Below are 20599 nucleotides of genomic sequence, written 5' to 3' on the forward strand. Positions count from 1 at the left end.
CATTGTCAGTCAGGAATGACAAATTCAGTGTTTCGATGCTACTAATTGGCTAGAGCCACCTAACCGCTTGGCCTGTACGGTTCCGTTGCAAACGCCAATCAGCACAGTATTTCTCACTTGCTTCACGTCGCGCACATCGCCCCGGACGAACAGGCCCGTTTTGTCGGTCGGCACCTCGCTGAACTGCCAGTTTCGGTTGTTGCTCAGCACCAACCCGTGGTTCGCATCGACTTTACCAATGCGTAACCGCATGCGGGAATTATTACCCATCAACAGCAAGTCGGTGGTGCCGTTGTGATCGAAGTCATCGGTCAGAATTCCATAAACGGGCGATGCCTGCGCGATCGTCGGGAGCGGATGCGGAATCAACGTGCCGTTTCTGTTTTCCAGCACCATCGTTTGCAACTCATTTATCTCCCAATTTTTGGCTTGTTTCAGCTGTTGTTCATCGAAGCAGGTTTCTATCGTAGCATCGGCGAAACTCTGATAATTGGTAAACTTTTTTCGCAGCGACGGCACCTGTTCACAAATTTCGTCGCGGGAGTACGCCGGGTAGCGCTTACCGTCGATGAGGTAACTCATGAAAAAGTCGAGCGTACCGTTCTGATCGAAGTCGTCGTAGGTCAGTCGCGCCGGTTGGTCGGCACTCGCCCGGATTGGCGTGTTCAAGCCCAGATTACCAACCACTAGATCGAGGTCCCCGTCGCCATCCAGATCGGCCGGTTCGACACGGTTCCACCAGCCAGCCAGTTCGTTGTACACTTTTCTGCTATCCGCACTGAGTTTACCCTTCTGGTTCAGCAATACGGTGACGGGCATCCATTCGCCAACCAGCACCAGATCAGGAAACTTGTCCTTGTCGACATCCAAAACAGCGGCATCGGTGAGCATCCCCAGCCGCCCCAGCGACTGCGCCGTAAAGTGCGCTTTCCCGTCGTTGACGAGTAACATACTTTCATCATCGGCGGGGAAACGAAACGGCCGGATGCCGCCCCCGACAAACACATCCAGATCACCGTCAAGGTCAACATCGAGCGTTTTTACACAACTGCTGTTCAGCGACTCCGCTGGCAGCGGTTGCCGAACAAACCCGGCAGGTGTCCAGAGCCAAAGCTGATCCTGCCGTCGGGCGGCTTCGGCTACCCCGTACCCGCCATTGGCCAGGTACAGATCGACCCGGCCATCGCCGTTAAAGTCAGCGAAGCAAGCATCATTCGTAGTGGCATCCGCTACACCTGCCAGCTGTTCAGGCTGGAACGTACCATTAGCCGTTTGTCTGAATAGCTGACCTGAGTTTTGAGCATTACCGGCTACGAAAACCAGTTGCTCACCATTCGTTTCACCCACCGCCATGCGTGGCCCGGATGCCGAATATTGCATTGGCAACAGCACCTGCCGATCGAAGTTACTGGTCGAATCGACCTTGTGCACGTAGGCGGGGCCATTGGCTGACGAGAAAAGTGGGTTAGCAGTCGTCGGCACCGTTGGTGCAATATCCGATGCCTTACCATAGTCAAGCACCAGAACCTGATCTGGCTTCACCACACTTATCGTCTGATTACGGCCATCCGGCCATTGTACGGTTACGCTGATTTGCTTCGGTTCTGCCCCCAACCCGAACACCAGATCACCGTGGCTACACGATTCGTAGCCCCGCGTCGGATACCGCTCCTGCCGCTGCGCTTTCCCGTCGACAGCAACAGTAACCGTCGCGCCGATACCGAACGGATTAGTGTTGGGGCCAGTCAACTTAACGGCTAGATAGGGCGTCGCTTTGGTTTCGCGCTCCTGGTTGAGGTAGATGCGGGCCGGTTCGTTTAAGTTGTTCGTGATTAGATCGAGATCGCCGTCGCTGTCGAGATCAGCATAGGCACATCCGTTCGATGTCGTTGGTTCATCGAAGCCCCACGCCTTCTGTTCGTTGGTAAACGTCAGATTCTGGTTGTTGCGGAAAATATAGTTTTTCGTCTGCGTCGTCGGCATCTGCTTTATCTGCTCCAGCACATCGGTACCCGGCATCTGGTCAGAAAATTTCACAAAATCAGCGTTTGTGAAATCGCGTAAAATACCGTTGCTGACGAAAATATCCTTATAACCGTCGAGATCGAAATCGGCCAGCAACACGCCCCAGCTCCAATCGGTAGCCGACACGCCCGCCAGCTGGCCGACCTCCGCAAACTGACCGTTGGTTTGTTGAATCTGGAGCATGTTGCGCATGTTCTGGTGCCAGAATCCGTTACGCAGTTGGGCCTGATACACGTTCCAGTTGTCGGGCCAGGGCAGCAGCTTTTGCCGGGCGTTACTTTCCGGCAGCATATCCAGCGTCATGATATCAGACCGACCGTCGTTATTGACATCGGCCATATCCATACCCATTGCGGAGTAAGACGTGTGATCGACACGGTCGCGGAGTTCGTCGCGAAAGGTGCCGTTTTTCTGGTTAATGTACAGGTAATCGTCTTCGACAAAATCATTGGACACGTACACGTCCGGGTAGCCATCCCCGTTCACGTCGGAGACAGATACACCCAGCCCGAACCCCAGTGGATTGCCTTTTATTCCGGCCTGCTCCGACACGTCGACAAACAGCGGACCGGTTGCTATGTCTCCTTTCTGCCGTTCAACGGTCATATTCCGAAACAGCTTATCGCCCGCGTTGTAGTCGCGTTCGGTCCGCATGACGGAGGCTTCTTTACGCTGGTAATTTTTCAGGTTATGATTAATCAGAAAGCAGTCGAGGTCACCGTCCCGGTCGTAATCGAAGAAGTTAGCCTGTACCGAATACCCTGAATCGGCCAGCCCATACTCAGCTGCCCGGTCGGTAAACGTCAGATTTTTATTGTTGATGAATAGTTGGTTTCGGCGCAGTGAATCAGGGCGCAGCCCCGAATAGGAAACATAAATGTCAAGCCAGCCGTCGGCGTTGACGTCGGCCAGCGTGACGCCCGTTTTCCAGCCCCCCGCCCGGCCAGCTACGCCTGCCTTTGCCGTCACGTCGTCGAACGAAGCATTACCCTTGTTCAGAAATAGCTTATTGCTGACCTGATTGCCCGTGAAGTACAGATCGACGTGACCGTCGTTGTTCAGGTCGCCAGCCGCAACACCGGCTCCGTTGTAGAAGTACTCGAAGGCCAGAATATTCTCGGTTCGGGTTTCCTGAAGCTGATTAGTAAACTGCACTCCCGTCCTGGCCGGATCAGCCCGCGTGAACAGCGGAGTCGACTGATTACAGGCGTACAGGGAAAGGAGGAACGGTACAGCGAGCCAGAATTTCATTAAGTAAACAACGCCAGACAGCCGTGATACATCACAATCCGTCAGGCTTTTAGCCAATTTTAATTGGTAGGTCTTTAAACTACAAACAGCAGCCTGCGGGCAGGCTGCTGTTTGGTACTATAATCGAAAAATCAGCTGTTATAAGTACCCTGGGTTCTGGGGAGCCAGATTCGGGTTACTGTCGATAGCCTGTTGCGGGAACGGGAACAAAACAGCCGTTGCGGGCGATGTCGAAGACCGCTGATCGACCGGGGCCAGGAACGTACCAAAGCGAATCTGATCGCTCCGGCGCCACCCTTCCCAATACATTTCGCGGCCACGCTCAGCCAGCATACCAGCCAGATCAAGGCTGCTCAGGCTCGATGCGCCACGGGTGGTGCGCAGGTTGTTCACGATGGCCAGTGCCGTCTGCCCCTGCGAATCCGTGCCACCACGCAGGATAGCTTCGGCTTTCATCAGCAGTACGTCGGCATAGCGCAGGAATACGTAGTCGTTGGCCGGAGCATCGACAGCACCTGGCTGCGGCAGGTATTTGATAACCCGGATGCCCTGTACCTCATTGGCAAAACCCAGGTTCACATTCGGAGTAAATACCAGCGGGTTACCGCTACGATCAGTGGCTGCAACGGCAGCCGTCGTGTTTGGCTTCACTACAAACTGCTGACCAACCAGGAAGCCGGCGTTCAGACCCGTCTTCGATGTCAGGTCAGACGGCTGCGAACTCAGACGCTCGTCTGATTTTTCGAAGCTATTGTAGAAGTCCGCCAGCGTTGTGAAACCGTTCCATGCGTTGACGTACTGATTGTAGTGCATCGTCATGTAGTAGCGGTTCCGCACGTTACCAGGCTGTGCGGCCGAGCTGTTGGCAATCGTGAAGATCAGCTCCTTCGAGCGCGAATCGTTCTCCCAGTGGAAGTTGTCGAAATACTTACCCTTCGACGTCAGCGCAAAACCTTTGCTCGACGAAATAACCTGGTTAGAGAAGTACACCGCTGAGTCCATATCCGACTTTGCGAAGGTGTACGGTCCCGCCGGGCTCGACGAGTTGGTATATACCGCTTTGTTCAGGTACATTTTGGCCAGCATCGTTGCTGCCGCTTCCTTCGTTGCTACGTTCGGCGCCGAACCTGCTGCCAGGTTGTTGAATGCGTAGCGCAGGTCGCTGATAACAAAGTTGGTAGCCTCCGTACGGCTCAGCACGCGTGGGTTAGCATCGGCGGCATCGGATACCTGCCGAACGGGAACCCGACCGAACAGGTCAACAATGTATGAGGTAAAGAAACCACGCAGGAAGCGCGATTCGGCTGCCCGTTGTGTGTTCGACCCCGCTACCGATAGTGCCTGTGTTGCCCGGAATGCACCCGTGTTCAGGTCATTCCATGCTTCCAGAATACGCTGGTGCGATGCATCCCACGTATGCTGGTGCAGTTTCCGCCATGTACCGAAGTCGTCCCAGTCAGTACCACGCGTTGGACCCATCATTTCGTCAGATGGGTGCTCTTCCATAGCGTACGTGCCTCCCTGGTTCGTGGCGATATTATTCAGAATCGCATAAGCCCCCTGAAGAGTAGCCTGCGGATCAAGTACTACAGCATCTGGAGATGCCTCGGTGGACGACAGCTGACCAAAAACCTTGTCGTCCAGATTGGTACAGCTGATTGTGCTCATCATCAGAGCAGCGCCCAGCACACCTACTGTATTATATTTTGAGAAGTTCATTTTGTGTTTTATTGGTAAAACGTGTACAAAACGCGTTTTGATTTAGTGCGAGGAGATTAAACTTTGCCGATAGCAAAAAGATCAGCCATAGGCAAAGTTTAACTCTACAGCCGAACGTCCTAGAAACCTACGTTCAGGCCCAGTGTAAACGTGCGTGGCGTTGGGTACGGCGTGTAATCAATACCCAGCGATGGAACGTTGTTCAGCACTTTCACCGTGTTTACGTTCGGGTTTAGACCCGTGTATGGCGACAGAATGAACAGGTTCTGACCTGTCAGCGATACGTTCAGCGACTTGGCGAAGCCACCCTGTGGCAGGTTGAACGTGTAACCGATGTTTAGGTTCGTCAGGCGCAGGAAATCGCTCTTTTCGAGGAAGCGCGACGATACCGAACCGGGGTTCAGACCGTTCTCTGGTGAGTTAGCCGCAGCATAGTCTACGTTCCGGCCATTTTTCAACGAACCTTTCAGGAACAGGGCATTAGCCGTGTTGTTGTAGATGTAGCCACCCACCTGACCGTCGAAGAAAATACTGGCGTTGAACCGACCGTACGTGAAATTGTTAGTCAGACCCAGACGAGCTTTTGGGAAGGGGCTTCCCTGGTATGCCGAAGCACCACCGTCAGCGTAGGTCGCGTAGCCGTTCGAGTCGTAACCCGTGAAGGTCGGTGTGAAGAACGCAAACGGAGGATAGCCGTTCGTCACCAGCTGGGCGTAAGCGCCCGATAGACCCTGACCGTCGATAGCACCGACCGTTACGGTTGTTCCGATGTTTTTCACCTCGTTTTTCAGCGTCGTGAAGTTACCCTGGATTTCCCATGTGAATTTCTGGGTCTGTACGGCCTGGAAGTTCAGCGACAACTCGACACCTGTGCTGACAATCGAGCCCGGCAAGTTTACGAAGCGGTATTGTACCGGAGCAGGTTGTGCATAGAATACCTGGAACAGGGTGTTGGTCGCTTCACGGTGATAGTAGTCGATCGAACCACCCAAACGGCCCTTCAAAACCGAGAAATCAAGACCGATGCCAGCAGTTGCATTCTGCTCCCACTTCAGGTCAGGGTTGGGGTTGTTCTGCTGCGTTTGTGATCCGTCGGCGTTACGCGTGAAGATAATCTTCGACGCACCACCCGCAAAATCTTGGTTACCCGTGATACCGTAGTTAGCACGCAGCTTCAGGTCGTTGAAGATGTTCTTCGGAATGAAGCTTTCCTGCGACAGACGCCACGCACCGGCAACCGAAGGGAACACACCGTACTTGTTGTTGACACCGAAACGCGACGAACCATCGGCCCGAACCGTTACCGTTACCAGATACTTCTCCAGAAAGTTGTAGTTCAATCGACCAAAGTACGATTGCAGGTCATTCTGGCTACGGCCCGAACCCGAACCGAACGAGGTGATAGCAGCGCCCGTAGCGGGGTTTTTGGTAGCAGCAGCGCCTATATTGTCAAGATAGCTGATGTCAGCTTCGTTGTAGGGGAAATTACCGGCAACCTGGTAGTTCGAGCGTGTACCAAAGGTTTGGTACGAGAAGCCCAACAGTCCTTCCAGTGTACCCGGACCAACCGTTCCGTTGTAGTTCGCCGTATATTCAACCAGTTTCGACAACCGGTTCAGGTTGTTTACATACGCATAGCCACCCAAGCCAGTCGTTGGATCGGCGAAGATGTTGGCGCTGGCAACGTTCGGGATGATCGTTCCCGTCAGCTGTGCATTCAACCGCGAATCGATGCTCGTACTCCGTGTCTGTACCGAGTTATCGATACCGAAGTTAGCTTTCAGCGATACGCTGGGCAGTACCTGCCACGTAGCACTGGCGTTTGCCAACGAGCGGTTCGTTACCCCATTGTCTTTGTAGTACTCCAGGATCGCAGCCGGGTTACGGAAGCCACCACCCGCCAGCTGATAGTACGTACCATCGGCATTACGAACGGGGTAGGTCGGGTTGGCCGAAATCATGGCGCCGATGATGTTACCGTTATAACCAGCGTTGTTGTTGTTCAGCGTGTACTGATCCTGAATGTTCGACGTCGTCGCGTTAACGGCCAGTGTTACTTTGTGGTTGAACAGATCGTGCGACGCGTTGATACGGCCTGTAATCCGCTTCTGACCGGTCTTGTTAACAACACCCTGTTGGTCTTGATAACCCAGCGAGAAGTTGTATCGCGTGGTTTCCGTACCACCACCGAAGCTGGCGTTGTAGATCTGCGATACCGACGAGCGGAAAAGCACATCCTGCCAATCGGTGTTGCCACCAGCGTTTACAGCGGCATCCGATGCATTACCACCAGCAGCCTTTACGCCGTTAACGAAATCAGCGGCATTGAGCAGGTTGTACCGCTTCAACGGGCTCGAGAAAGCGGTCGAAGCCGAAATGTTCAGCTGCGACTGACCTACTTTACCTTTACGGGTCGTGATCAGGATTACGCCGTTGGCACCCCGCGCTCCGTAGATAGCAGCAGCCGAAGCGTCTTTCAGTACCGAGATATTCTCAATGTCGTTGGGGTTCAGGAACGCCAGCGGGTTACGGGGCGTCGAAGTGCCACCCGCACCGACGTCAACACCACCGCTGCTGAAGTCACCACCATCGAGAGGTACACCGTCAACAACGTACAGTGGGTTGTTACCAGCCCGCAACGACGTAGCGCCACGGATTTGTACGTTGATACCGGCACCCGGCTCACCACTGGCAGGCGTAATCTGCACACCGGCAACCCGGCCCTGCAACAGCTGCTCGGGCGAGGCAATGACCCCTTTGTTGAATTCTTTGGTGCTCAGCGTCGATACGCTACCGGTCGCATCTTTTACTTTCTGCGTACCGTAACCGACGACGACAACTTCGTTCAGCGTCTTGTTGTCTTCAACCAGACTGGCATCGACCGAAGCCCGCGAACCAGCGGCAATCTCCTGCGTCGTGTAGCCGATCGAGCTGAATACAAGGGTCGAACCACCCGGCACGTTGGCCAGCTGGTAGGTACCGTTTCCGTCGGTCGTCGTTCCTTTCGTGGTACCTTTAATCTGCACTGTAACACCCGGCAGGCCAGCGCCAGTACCGTCCGTTACTTTACCAGAGATTGTCGTACCCTGCGCAAATACAGCCTGTGTGCTCAGCAATGCACACAACAAGACAACCAGCATACCCAATCGAGTCAGGATATGGCCGGATTGCTTACACCGAACTGCATCGGTGCGACCTACTAAGTAGGATTTGTCCATCATAGGTTCTGTAAAATTTAATGAATAAGACTTGGAGGGTGGTTTATTAATTGGCTGATATACTACTCACTGTCTTCTGCAACAGCGCATACACTGACGAAATCACACTAGTTTAACCAGGTTATTTTCTTCGACAGCCCCATGCATTTATTCCAGATTAAAGAAAAACATATCAAGACCAGTGGGCAAAACTAATAGAATTACTCCTAATAATACAAAGGGATAATATCAAAATTTGCACAATGAGGGTTAAAATTGTACTATTGGTATAAGTATAATTTCATTTTTCCAAGCGAAATTGGTCAGCCAAAACTATACCTATTTCAATAATTAATTGAAAATCAGCCAACTATCGCCCATTTACTGCTGCAACGGCATACGCTCACTTTTTACTTATCAACTCCCCCGTATACCGGGAGAATGTGCGTTTAAAGGCTATTTTTGTATAAACTGTACCGGTTCTACTTACACAGGCCGGTTAACCTGCCCGTATGAATTCTGTTTTTTTTCAGCCACTGGCCGCTCAACTGGACGGAGAGCTGTATGACGATACGACACAGCGTACGCTATACGCGACCGACGCATCGGCTTATCGGGAAATGCCCATGGCCGTAGCTGTGCCCAAAACCGTAAACGATCTCAAAACGCTGCTTTCTTTTGCCAGGCATCATAAGTTACCCGTCATCCCGCGAACCGCCGGAACATCGCTGGCCGGGCAGGTGGTGGGCAATGGTATCGTGGTCGATGTATCGAAGCATTTTACAAAAATCCTGGAAATCAACCCGGACGAACGCTGGGTGCGGGTGCAGCCGGGCGTAATTCGGGATGAGCTGAATCAGGCGTTGAAACCATACGGCTTGTATTTTGGACCGGAAACATCGACGGCAAACCGGGCCATGATCGGGGGTATGGTCGGCAATAATTCGTGCGGCTCTAATTCGGTTGTGTACCGGGCCACACGGGAGCACACATTGTCGGTAAAAGCGCTGCTCGCCGATGGTAGCGAAGTCGAATTTGGTGCAACATCGTCGGCAGATTTTGCGGAGCAACTTGCTACGGCCACTCGCAAAAACGGCACGGCTTCACTGGTGGACCGGATTCTACTGACCACGAACGCGATACTATCGGACTCAGCCAATCAGGCAGAAATTCGGCGCAACTTCCCGAAGCAGACCATCGAACGGCGTAACACGGGCTACGCGCTCGACGCGCTGCTCGACATGGCGCCTTATACCGCCGATGGGGCGGCTTTCAACTTGGCTAAATTTATTGCCGGCTCGGAAGGAACGCTTTGTTTCCTGACGGAGATCAAACTCAACCTGGTGCCACTGCCGCCGAAGGAAGGTGGGCTGGTATGCGTTCACTGCCGGTCGATCGACGAAGCACTGCGGGCAACGCTGGTGGCACTGAAGTATCAGCCGTATGCCGTCGAACTGATCGACGACATCATTCTGGAACGGGCCGACGAAAATCCGGAGCAGCGCAAAAACAGCTTTTTCGTCCAGAAAACAGCCAGCGACACCTTCCCGATCATTCTGGTCGTTGACTTATCGCGCGATACGAGAGCGGAGATTCAGGAACTGGCCGATGCGATGATTGCCGAGATGCAGACGGCGACGATGGGCTATCATTACCCGGTGCTGTACGGCGAAGACACCAAGAAAATCTGGACGCTGCGCAAAGCGGGTCTGGGTTTGCTGGGTAACCTGCCCGGCGATGCGAAAGCCGTAGCCGTTATCGAAGATACGGCCGTCGATGTGCACGACCTGCCTGACTTTATCCGCGAGTTCAACGATATCCTGAAAGAAAATCAGATGTCGGCGGTTCACTACGCCCACGTGGGTTCGGGCGAAATACACCTGCGCCCGATTATCAACCTGAAAACGGCCGAAGGGCACCGGCAGTACCGGCTAATTGCCGAACAGATTGCCACGCTGGTTAAGAAATACGACGGGTCATTGTCGGGTGAGCACGGCGACGGGCGACTGCGGGGCGAGTTCATTCCGCAAATGGTTGGTCAGCACAATTATGAGCTGATGCGGCAGATTAAGCATACGTGGGACCCCGACGGCATTTTCAACCCCGGCAAGATCGTGGAGACGCCACCGATGGATACGTTCCTGCGCTACGAAGCGGGTCAGCAGACGCCCGACTTCCAGACGTATTTCCGCTACGAAAACCAGACGATTCTCCAGCATGCCGAGCAGTGCAACGGCTCCGGCGACTGTCGGAAAACGGAGCGGTCGGGCGGGACGATGTGCCCCAGCTACATGGCAACCCGCAACGAGAAAGATACGACGCGGGCGCGGGCAAACATCCTGCGCGAAATGCTGACGCGCTCCGACAAAGACAACCGCTTCGACAACAAGGAGATCAAGGAAGTCTACGACCTGTGTCTATCGTGCAAAGGATGCAAATCGGAGTGTCCGTCGAACGTGGACGTTGCCAAGCTAAAAGCCGAGTTTTTGCAGCATTACTATGATGCTAATGGCGTACCACTTCGGTCGCGCATGATCGCCAACTTCGGGCGGCTGTCGGGTCTGGCGTCGCTGGTACCCTGGGCGTACAATGGCGTACTCGGAACCCCTGCCCTGCGCCGGATCGCGAACCGAACGCTCGGCTTCCACCCCGACCGGACGATGCCACTGCTCGACAAAACGACGTTGAAAAAATGGTTTACGTCGCGCCGGTCGACAGTAGCCACGGCTGGCAATCAGGCGCAGAAAACCGTCTACCTGTTCTGCGACGAGTTTACCAATTTCAACGATGTACCGGTTGGTCAGAAAGCCGTGCAATTATTCGAGCGGCTGGGATACACGGTCATCATACCCAAACACGGCGAAAGTGGGCGGGCGGCTCTGTCGAAAGGTATGCTGAAGATGGCGAAGCAGATGGCCGACCATAACGTTCGCAGCCTGCGTGGCGTCATCACCACCGACACACCCCTCGTCGGGCTGGAGCCGTCGGCCATTCTGACATTCCGTGATGAATATCCCGATCTGGTCGATGAATCGCTGGTTGCCGATGCTAAAGCCCTGTCGAAAAATGCGCTGACGTTTGAAGAATTTATCGCCCGCGAACTCGACGCCAAACGCATACGTCCGGAGCAGTTCACGCAGGAAACGCGGCTGATTAAATTACACGGTCACTGCCAGCAGAAGGCGGTATCGTCACTGGTGCCGGGTAAGAAAGCCCTGTCGTTACCGAAGAATTACACGGTACAGCTGATTCCGTCGGGTTGCTGCGGTATGGCTGGCTCGTTCGGATACGAAGCCGAGCACTACGATGTATCGATGAAAATCGGTGAACTGGTCCTGTTCCCGACCGTCCGGCAACAACCCGACGACGTTATCATTGCCGCACCGGGCACCTCCTGCCGCCACCAGATCAAAGACGGCACCGCCCGCAAAGCGCAACACCCCGCCGAGATCTTGTTTGACGCGCTGAATAATGATTGAATGATAGAGTGATAGAATGATTGAATAGGCTGACGCATTCAGTCATTCTATCACTCTATCATTCAATCACTGTCCAAACGGCCACTGCCGCCGGTAGCGGTTGAAGAGCAGGAATGCGACGACGCCCAGCGCCAGCACAGCCAGGCCGGAAAGCATAAACGTTACTTTGGTCGAGGCAAAGATTAGCAGCCAAACGGCGATGGCCAGCAGAACCGGTATGGGATACAGCGGCATTCGGAAAGGGAAAGTTTCGGCCGTCCGACGGCGGTGCAACAGCAGCAAGCCCACGGCCTGCCCCACAAACTGCACCATGATCCGCATCGCCAGAATACCGTCGATCACGTCGCTGAGTCTGAAGAGCAGGCTGAACACGAACCCCAATCCACCCAGAAACAGCAGCGATACGTATGGAAACTGGCGGGTCGGGTGGAGTTTGGCGAACACACGTAGAAATTGCCCGTCGACAGCAGCGGCATACGGTACCCGCGAATAACCGAGCAGCACCGCGAACAGCGACGAAAACGCGACAATCAGGACCAGTATCGTAGCCAGCCGGGCCACACCCGGGCCGTACAACGTTTCGATAAAGGTGCTGACGATAAACTGACTGTGCTGCGCCTGCTGCCAGGGTACAACACTGACCACGCTCAGGTTCATCAGCAGATAAAGTGCGGCAATACCGACGATGGAGATAAACATACTGGCGGGTATGTTTCGGGTCGGCTTCTGAATTTCTCCGCCCAGATGGCAGACGTTATAATAGCCGAGATAGCAGTAGATCGTTTTGACGGTAGCCTGCCCCAGCCCAACGGCCAACACACCCCCGCTGATCGAACTTACCGATGACAGCGTCTGCGATAGCGGAATTCTGACGTTGGTTAATCCGCCAACGATGATCCAGCCGAGCGTCAGCAGCACAGCTCCCCACATAACCACACCGATGGTGCCGATCGAATCGATTTTGCGGTAGAGCAGCACGATAATCAGCAGGACGATACCGCCCGAAATCGCTTTACGCTGCCACTCATCGAGCGGAGTCAGGTACGACACATATTGGGCAAAGCCGATCGCGCCTGATGCCAGCACGAGCGGGGCCTGAATCAGCGTCTGCCAGACATAGAGAAACGATAGCAGTCGCCCCCAGCGCTGTTCGCCATACGAAATCTTGAGAAAGTTGTAGCTACCCCCCGCCTGCGGAAAGGCCGCGCCCAGTTCCGACCAAACGAAGGCATCGATCAGGGAAACAACGGCCCCCAGCACCCATGCCCACAAAAAAAGCCCGCCACCCAGCGTTTTGATCACCAGTGGCAACACCACAAACGGACCGATACCGACCATGTCGATCATGTTGAGCGCCGTTCCCTGAAGCAGATTCAGCCGACGGGGCAAATGTTCGGGAACCGGGGCATCCGGTAGACTGGACGAGCCAGTCGATGCAGCGTTCGACAAAGGGGTACGGGTTGAAAACAGACCGGCATTGGCCTGTGCGTGTAAGGCTGGAACTGGCCTAAAAGTTCGCCGGTAGCTGGCGCAGACCGCGTTTCCAATCGATTGGCCAACAAAAAACCGGCCCACCATTGGCGAACCGGTTTTCCAAAAACAGACAAGGTTTATTGGCCGCTTAATTCAGCAATTGATCGAATGTCAGCCCGATGTAATAGGTAGTGCCGACGTACGAACTGCCGTATGCCTGATAGTAGGGCTTTCCGAACAGGTTTGTAGCGCCAATTTTTACAATCGACTTCAGGCTCGACACTTTGTAGTTGACCTGCGCATCGAAGTTATTGATCGCTGGTACGATGGCGTTGTCATATAAAGGTACGCCCGCTTCCGACGGCACTGCAAAGCCTTCCCAGGTAAACTGGTCCTGATGCTTGAACGTCACGGCAAAACCGATGTTCGAGTTTACCAGACTCCGCTTGCTGAACCCAACGTTCCAGCGGTATTTCGGCGTGTTGAAACCCGACGTTTGCAGCTCAGCCGACGGCGTAAAATTATTCAGCGTGTTGTTGGCAATGTTTCCCGACAGTCCGTAGCCTTTGTTCAGCTGATAGTTCAGCCCGATTGCCCAACCCGACGTCGTAATCCGCTCGCTACTGTTGGCGGGCATCGAGTACACGTTCCGCGTGTTGCCGCTCAGCACACCCGATTGCAAAGGCAACAGGCCCGGTGCCAGCGATGCGGTTGGCTGAATCAGCACGACGTTACCAATGAAGTTTTTGTACATACTATAGTAGTAGTAGGCATCGACAAACAACCGCCGGTTGATGACGCCCCGGTAGCCAACTTCGTAGCTGGCTACGCGCTCTGGCTTAAACTCTTTGCGCTGATACGGTTGCAGACTACTTATGTTGTTATTAACGGCCACTGCCTGCCCAACAGCGGTGCCGTTGGCTTGAAGTGCTGCCGGCAGCGCAGCCGCAATCTGCTGCTGAATTAAGGCTGCCGCTGCTGCGGCCGGAACTTGCCCGGCGGCAACAGCCGCGTTTACGGCGGCTGTAACCTGATTCCTAACCTGCGCCGTGATAAGTGCAATCGCCTGTTGTGCAGTAGCCGGGTCCGCAGCCGTGCGTAACACAGCCGCGCCGAAGTTAGCGACGTCGGTGCGCGAATAGGCGTTGCCTTCCAGCCCATAACGGTTATACGCTTCAGGCAGACCACCAATCAGGCGCGCCAACGGCGTAACGAGGTCGATATACTGGTTCTGCGTGGTCGGAATGCGGAAACCGGTCTGGTACGACAAGCGGAAATTTTGCTCCCCAAACGTAGCCACGGCCGATACGCGGGGGGTAAACTGGCCCTGGAAGTTCTGGTTCTTGTCGTAACGAACTGACGCCGTCAGTTTCAGATGTTCGCTGAACAGCGACTTGCTGGCCTGCGCAAACCCGCCGAACTCGTGAATAGGAATGCTGCCATTGCGGCCGTCGACTTTATCGGCAAACAGCGTACCGTCGGAGCGGAGTTGATAGATCCGGTAGTTGGCCCCTACCAGTACCTCGGCAAAGCGGATGATGTTTCTAAAGTTGTACAGCCCCTCAAAATGATACAGGTTCGACTTGTCGGAGAAAGCACCGCCCCCTGCGAGATGGGCGTGTTGCGGATACGCTCATACAACGTGTTGTAGGCATCGGAACCCGGCAGCGGCCGGCCCTGATCTGCTACACCACGGGCGGTTAGCTGAGCCGCGTCGTCGCCCTGCCCCGCTCCCCGTGCGCCTACGTAGGCACCCACATATTGGCCGAACCAGTTCGGGCTTGTCTTCCAGGCTTCGTTCATCTGAATGCTGGTCAGACCCGCCGTGTATGACTTACCCGACCGCTCCTGTGTGGTATAGGCGCGCAGAGTCAGGTTGGTACCCCGCAGTTCGATCTTGGCCTGGGTCAGACTGAAATCCCGCAGCGCATACCGTCCGTTGCCCGTGTATACTGTCGTTGCATAGCCGTAGTTGGCCTGCCCAATCAGTTCCAGCCCTTCCGACAGCCGGTAATGCACGGCTCCATTCAGCTTCAGGCTTTTCGTATTGTAATCAACCAGATTGGCTTCAGCAAAACCCGTCCGGCTCACGTTGACGTTGGGAATCAGCGCCAGTGCTGACGACGGAATTCGGCCGGCCGTTACCAGTGACTGACCTACCGTCAGCATGTTCGCCTGCGCTTCGTCGCCGTAAACGTTTACGCCATCGTAGTTGAGTGCCGTCCCTGCGCCCCGGTTTGGGTCGGCGTTACCGAAATTACCATTCAGGGCGTTCAGGTTGGAATAGTTGGTGGCCTGCCAGTCCTGCGCCCTGATGTACGACAGGTTGACTTTAAACGCCAGCTTATTGTTGAATGCTTTCGCGTAGCGGATCGATGCGTCGTAAAAACCCGTCGTCGGCGTAGTCCGGTTGCTGGCGTTCATCACGCCGGTTTTCACGTTGGCACTCACTCCCTGATACAGGAACGGGCTTTTGCTGTTCAGCAGAATCAGGCCCTGAATGGCGTTGGGGCCGTAAAGCGCCGAAGCTGCACCGGGCAAAATCTCGACGCTCTCCACATCCTGCTCCGGGATACCGTTGATGTTGTCGACCGGGAAATTCAGACCCGGTGCCGAGTTATCCATACCGTCGATAAGCTGCACCGTACGCGGGTTACCCGTCGCGCCGAAACCGCGCATGTTGAGTGATTTGAACAGTACGCCCTGCGTAGCCGCGTCGACGCCTTTCAGATTCGCTAATCCGTCGTAGAAGTTAGCCGATGGTGTTTCGCGGATGGCACGAATGTCCATTTTCTCCACCGTAACGGGCGACTTCAACACGTTCTCTTCAACCCGTGACGCCGATACAACGACTTCCTGCCCCAGCATTACCTGCTCTTTGAGGGCAATGTCAAGATCGGTGCGATTGCCATTGACAGCAATCGTTTGGGTCTGGAAACCAACGCCCGATATGGCCAGCGTAAACGGGGGCGGGGTGTTGACAGACAGCGAAAACTGTCCCTTCTGGTCGGTGATTGTACCGACAACTTTTCCGACGACGGCGATACTTATACCCGCCAGCGGCTCTCGTTTTGATTCATCGGTGATCCGGCCCGACACACGCGTCTGAGCCACGGCGGCCAGACTTAACAAACTTAAAAGGCAGGTCAGGTAAAGTGCGTAGGTAGTGGTTTTTTGCATAATTCGTTAGTAAACGGTCAACATCAGGTGTAAATGGCTCTTATTGGGTAAACATACGGATAAGCATAAGTTTTATATTGTTTTTTCTTGGCATTTTATAAAAAAATTTTCTACCTAATTAAGTCAACTACCTGACTATTAACACACTATAAGTATACAGGTGGTCACAAAAACAGTATGCAAGCATACAGTAAACGGCGCAACAAACGGTATGATTTTGCCGCCATTTTACATTCACGATCAGTCGATTAGTATATCCAGCCGATATTTTTCCTTTCAACTGTATTCCCAAACCTCTCAACTGTTTCGGTTACCATGAAGCACTCAATCGACTCTACTCCCCTATCGAATTTACTGGATCAGACCGGCCGTCGCTCGTTTCTGAAAACATCGGGGCTGCTGGCCGGAGGAACACTGCTGAGCAGCCTGCCGGGCGCAGCGTTTGCCACCGGCTATCATAATTCGGCGAACGACGTTATCAAGGTTGCGCTGATTGGATGTGGCGGACGCGGTACCGGGGCCGCTCAGCAGGCACTGAGCACCAAGCAGAACGTTAAAATCGTAGCGATGGCCGATGCCTTCCGCGACCGGCTCGATGAGTCCTACAAGGCCCTGACTGGCCGGGGAGCCAAAGCCGCCGACGGATCAGCAAAGGTCGACGTACCGGAAGATCATAAGTTTGTTGGCTTCGACGCATACAAGCAGGCCATTCCGCTGGCCGACGTCGTTATTCTGGCAACGCCACCGGGCTTCCGGCCCAGCCATTTCGAAGAGGCCGTTCGGCAGGGCAAGCACGTTTTCATGGAAAAGCCGGTCGCTACCGACGCACCGGGTATTCGGCGGGTGCTGGCGGCTGCGGAAGAAGCTAAAAAGAAAAAACTCAATGTCGTCGTTGGCCTGCAACGGCGCTACCAGCCCAGTTACCGCGAGATGATCAAGCGGATTCAGGACGGAGCCCTTGGCGATATTGTGGGTGGTCAGGTGTACTGGATCAGCGGGGGGGTCTGGCACAAGCCACGCCAGCCCCAACAGACCGAAATGGACTATCAGATGCGCAACTGGTACTACTTCAACTGGCTGTGCGGTGATCACATCAACGAGCAGCACGTTCACAATATCGACGTAGCCAACTGGGTCAAAAACAGTTATCCGGTATCCTGTCAGGGAACGGGCGGGCGGCAGGTCCGGAATGGCAAAGACGACGGCGAAATCTTCGACCACCACATCGTAGACTTCGTTTACGCCGATGGGACAACCATCAACAGCCAATGCCGACACTACGAGGGCACCTTTAGCCGGGTAGACGAACTATTCCTGGGTACGAAAGGCAAAGTTGAAGGGATGGAGAAACGGACCAGTGCCCTGATGGGATACAATGGCCAGCCTATTTACACGCATGACGCCAAAGCGGACGGCAACCCGTATCAGATCGAGCACGACGAACTGTTCGCGGCTATTGCCAAGGGCGATTACAAATTTGCCGACGCAGAACGGGTGGCAAAAAGCACGATGACCGCAATTATGGGCCGTATGGCGACATACTCCGGCAAAGTCGTCAAATGGGACGAAGCATTGAACTCGCAGATCGACTTGTTCCCTGAAAAACTGGCCTGGGACGCCATGCCCAAAGTGCTCCCCGACAAGGACGGTTTTTACCCGATAGCCGTACCCGGCAAAACGGTGACGGTCTAACGAACGACGTTTACAATATGGTTTTCAAGAGGTTTTTTGAGAACGCATTTTTGTCATCCCGAGCCTGCGAGGGATCTTCGTTAGGTGCAGAAAAACCGCCTGCTAACGAAGATCCCTCGCAGGCTCGGGATGACAAAAAAACGTTTTCGACATGGAAAATACTTCCCAGAATCACCTCTAAATCGATAGTAGCCGTGGCGATGGGATACAGTCTCGTCGCAGGCTCGGCCTTTACCCAAAATACCAGTTCGGCGAGTAAGCCTCTGCCTGTCGCCTGCCCCTGCTCTGCCGTACTCGACGAAGCCATTGACAAGGTAAGTCGTATGTACGCTGGCTTCGACGACAAAGTCACGGCGCAAACCCGTTCGCAATACAGCCAGTTGCTGCAACGGGTCAGGAGCGATGCCGGGCAGGCTCGCACAATGGACGACTGCGGTAAGGTTCTGACAGCCTACACCTCGTTTTTCCGGGATAGCCATGTGTTTGCGATCTGGAATAGATCGGGGGACAAGCTACAAACGGCCAAGGAGGCTTATAAAAACGCAACGAATCTGGTCGAGTTCAACCAGCTGAATCCCGACTTTGTCTACGTAAAACTGGCCCATTTCAACGAACGCGACGTCAACGAATTAGACAGTCTGCTGCGGGCCAATGCCGCGTTGATTGCCCGGACGCCCAACCTTATTCTGGACCTGCGCGGAAACGGCGGAGGCAACACCAGCACGTCGGAGGAAATGATTAAGCTCATCTACACGAACCCGATCATTTACCCGGCGCAGGACGAACGGTCGAGCAAGGAGCGGATAGAGGATGCCGAAAAGGAAGTGCGATCCTACCGGAAAGACACCGTCAGTAATGCGTTCTTTTACCAGCGGGCTAAAAAACTGGTACAGGACCTGAAAGCGAACCCGGGCGGCATGGTCCGTTATGGCGACGACCTGACGCGAACAGCCGACGTATCGCCGACGGCCAATCCGCAGCGTGTTGCTCTGTTGATCGATAAGGACTGCGGCAGTTCGACGGAATATTTTGTCTACGAAGGAAAACAAAGCCGCAAGGTGACAACCTTCGGCACAAACACGCACGGCGTCATGGACTACGGGGGCGATCAAAACAAAGCCCTCTGCGACGGTACATTCAACCTGGCCGTTCCCTGGTCACGAACCGGCTGGACGCGCCAGTTTCGTATCGATAACGTAGGGTTTGCGCCCGACGTCCGCATTCCCACAACGGAGAGAGACTGAGTTGGTTTCGTGCAGCGATACTACAAAACCAGACCGGCCAAATAGTCTTTCCGAGGCTGTTTATTAGCCAGCATTTTACGCTCAGAAAGCGGTCGACTGCCAGCGGTGCAGCCGACCGCTCTTACGTTCCAGCAGCCGCACATTGGCATACGGAAATCGGCGTATCAGTCGGCGACTTTTGCGCAGACCGGCTACGCTGAACACTTTCGTAAGCGCGTCGGCCTGCCAGCCTTCGGGGGCAGAAACGGTTGCGCTGACAAAATGCCGCAGGCCCAGCCCGGATCGTGGGTTCATAATGTGCGAATACCGCCGACCACGGTAGTCAAGATGCCGGTACAGGTCGCCGGAGGTCGTGATGGCCTGATTATGCAGTAGCAAGGTCGCCGTGTCGCCCGTTTCAGGGGAACCAATACCCAGGCGCCATCCCGATTGATCGGGAGGTGCATCGCCGGCCAGAATATCACCACCCAGATCGAGCAGCGCGGATCGAATACCGAGCTGATGGAGTACCTGCATGGCCTCATCGTTGGCAAACCCCTGACCAATACCACCAACGTCGAGCCGCATACCGGCCCGGCGCAACCGTACCAAGCGGGTCACACTATCCAGCTCCAGCAAGCGATAGCCAACAACCCGATGTGCCTGTCGGCGTTGCTGCCGGGCCGGAAACTCACCCCGTCGAACCGCCCGTCGCCAAAGCAACGACAGCGGGCCAACGGTTGGGTCAAACCGGCCACCTGACAACCGGGCAATCGTATGAGCTTTTGCCAGTACGTTGAACAAATCGCGGGACACGGGTACCCATTTTCCGCTACCCGATGTCGCCGATAGCCGGTTGATTTCTGATCCGTCGAGATAGTCGCTCATCACCTGATTCAGCGTGTCCATCCGCGCCGACACGGCGGCATTGGCCCGGCTGGCCGTCAGGCTATCGGGCGCGTACATGGTCAGCGTAAACTGCGTACCCATCAGCCCGCGCCGAAACTGATACCGGCCCATCGGTTGCGCCGACGCGGGCGAGTGCCCCGCCCAGCTCCACAGGCTTATCAGTAAAAAAAGCGTTCGTGACGACAAAATGGGGCTGATTACCGTTATTACCCTGACATTGACCCGCAATCGCATGGTTACAATTAAGAATAAATTCCTACTGCTGGCCGGTGGTTTCTGGCTCTCCGGGCTGGTGTTGGTGTTGCTGGGGGCCGCTGGAAAATCGCAGCAGTGGTCGTTTACCGATCTGTTGTTTACGATTGGTATTACGGCCCAGGCTATCGGCTTTGGCTTTTTCGGCTATGTGCTGATGCAGGCCGTTTTCTCGAAGAAAAAATGAACCCCGCTCCTT

9 protein-coding genes and 1 pseudogene are annotated in these 20599 nt (G+C 54.6%); 4 read left to right on the top strand and 6 right to left on the bottom strand.

Annotation, left to right across the window (positions count from 1 at the left end):
* Window positions 1–24: 24 nt before the first annotated feature.
* From HH216_RS03335 to HH216_RS03345, 3 genes are all read right to left on the bottom strand, one after another.
* Window positions 25–3276, bottom strand: coding sequence for a VCBS repeat-containing protein (locus HH216_RS03335; protein ID WP_169549498.1), 3252 nt, complete (start codon window positions 3274–3276; stop codon window positions 25–27).
* A gap of 138 nt (window positions 3277–3414) precedes the next feature.
* The gene (locus HH216_RS03340) at window positions 3415–4995 is read right to left on the bottom strand and encodes a RagB/SusD family nutrient uptake outer membrane protein (RefSeq protein WP_169549499.1); all 1581 of its coding nucleotides are present in this window, start codon (window positions 4993–4995) and stop codon (window positions 3415–3417) included.
* A gap of 119 nt (window positions 4996–5114) precedes the next feature.
* Window positions 5115–8216 carry a SusC/RagA family TonB-linked outer membrane protein gene (locus HH216_RS03345; RefSeq protein WP_169549500.1) on the bottom strand — a complete coding sequence of 1034 codons (3102 nt, stop codon included), beginning with the start codon at window positions 8214–8216 and terminating at the stop codon, window positions 5115–5117.
* A gap of 488 nt (window positions 8217–8704) precedes the next feature.
* Here HH216_RS03345 and HH216_RS03350 point away from each other — a divergent pair, with 488 nt between their 5' ends.
* Window positions 8705–11671, top strand: coding sequence for an FAD-binding and (Fe-S)-binding domain-containing protein (locus HH216_RS03350; protein WP_169549501.1), 2967 nt, complete (start codon window positions 8705–8707; stop codon window positions 11669–11671).
* A 66-nt stretch (window positions 11672–11737) separates the two neighbouring features.
* Here the strand turns inward: HH216_RS03350 and HH216_RS03355 are convergent, their stop codons facing one another.
* Both HH216_RS03355 and HH216_RS03360 read right to left on the bottom strand, forming a co-directional pair.
* Window positions 11738–13120 carry an APC family permease gene (locus HH216_RS03355; RefSeq protein WP_169549502.1) on the bottom strand — a complete coding sequence of 461 codons (1383 nt, stop codon included), beginning with the start codon at window positions 13118–13120 and terminating at the stop codon, window positions 11738–11740.
* A gap of 172 nt (window positions 13121–13292) precedes the next feature.
* Window positions 13293–16324, bottom strand: a pseudogene (locus HH216_RS03360) (carboxypeptidase-like regulatory domain-containing protein).
* Between the two features lie 315 nt (window positions 16325–16639).
* Between HH216_RS03360 and HH216_RS03365 the strand changes: the two are divergent.
* Window positions 16640–18016, top strand: coding sequence for a Gfo/Idh/MocA family protein (locus HH216_RS03365; protein WP_169549503.1), 1377 nt, complete (start codon window positions 16640–16642; stop codon window positions 18014–18016).
* A 200-nt stretch (window positions 18017–18216) separates the two neighbouring features.
* Window positions 18217–19260, top strand: coding sequence for a S41 family peptidase (locus HH216_RS03370; protein WP_254448810.1), 1044 nt, complete (start codon window positions 18217–18219; stop codon window positions 19258–19260).
* An 81-nt stretch (window positions 19261–19341) separates the two neighbouring features.
* Here HH216_RS03370 and HH216_RS03375 read toward each other — a convergent pair whose 3' ends face one another.
* Window positions 19342–20334, bottom strand: coding sequence for an FAD:protein FMN transferase (locus tag HH216_RS03375; protein WP_332871464.1), 993 nt, complete (start codon window positions 20332–20334; stop codon window positions 19342–19344).
* A gap of 46 nt (window positions 20335–20380) precedes the next feature.
* On the opposite strand from HH216_RS03375, the gene HH216_RS03380 reads away from it, so the two are divergent.
* Window positions 20381–20587, top strand: coding sequence for a hypothetical protein (locus tag HH216_RS03380; RefSeq protein WP_169549505.1), 207 nt, complete (start codon window positions 20381–20383; stop codon window positions 20585–20587).
* The last annotated feature ends 12 nt before the right edge of the window (window positions 20588–20599 follow it).

Origin of the sequence: Spirosoma rhododendri (assembly GCF_012849055.1) — a bacterium.
Lineage (GTDB): Bacteria > Bacteroidota > Bacteroidia > Cytophagales > Spirosomataceae > Spirosoma > Spirosoma rhododendri.

Bases quoted from the DNA above. Each gene is read 5' to 3' on its own strand.
- HH216_RS03370 (WP_254448810.1), top strand. From the start codon at position 18,217: ATGGGATACAGTCTCGTCGCAGGCTCGGCCTTTACCCAAAATACCAGT.
- HH216_RS03365 (WP_169549503.1), top strand. From the start codon at position 16,640: ATGAAGCACTCAATCGACTCTACTCCCCTATCGAATTTACTGGATCAG.
- HH216_RS03340 (WP_169549499.1), bottom strand. From the start codon at position 4,995: ATGAACTTCTCAAAATATAATACAGTAGGTGTGCTGGGCGCTGCTCTG.
- HH216_RS03345 (WP_169549500.1), bottom strand. From the start codon at position 8,216: ATGATGGACAAATCCTACTTAGTAGGTCGCACCGATGCAGTTCGGTGT.
- HH216_RS03335 (WP_169549498.1), bottom strand. From the start codon at position 3,276: ATGAAATTCTGGCTCGCTGTACCGTTCCTCCTTTCCCTGTACGCCTGT.
- HH216_RS03350 (WP_169549501.1), top strand. From the start codon at position 8,705: ATGAATTCTGTTTTTTTTCAGCCACTGGCCGCTCAACTGGACGGAGAG.
- HH216_RS03380 (WP_169549505.1), top strand. From the start codon at position 20,381: ATGGTTACAATTAAGAATAAATTCCTACTGCTGGCCGGTGGTTTCTGG.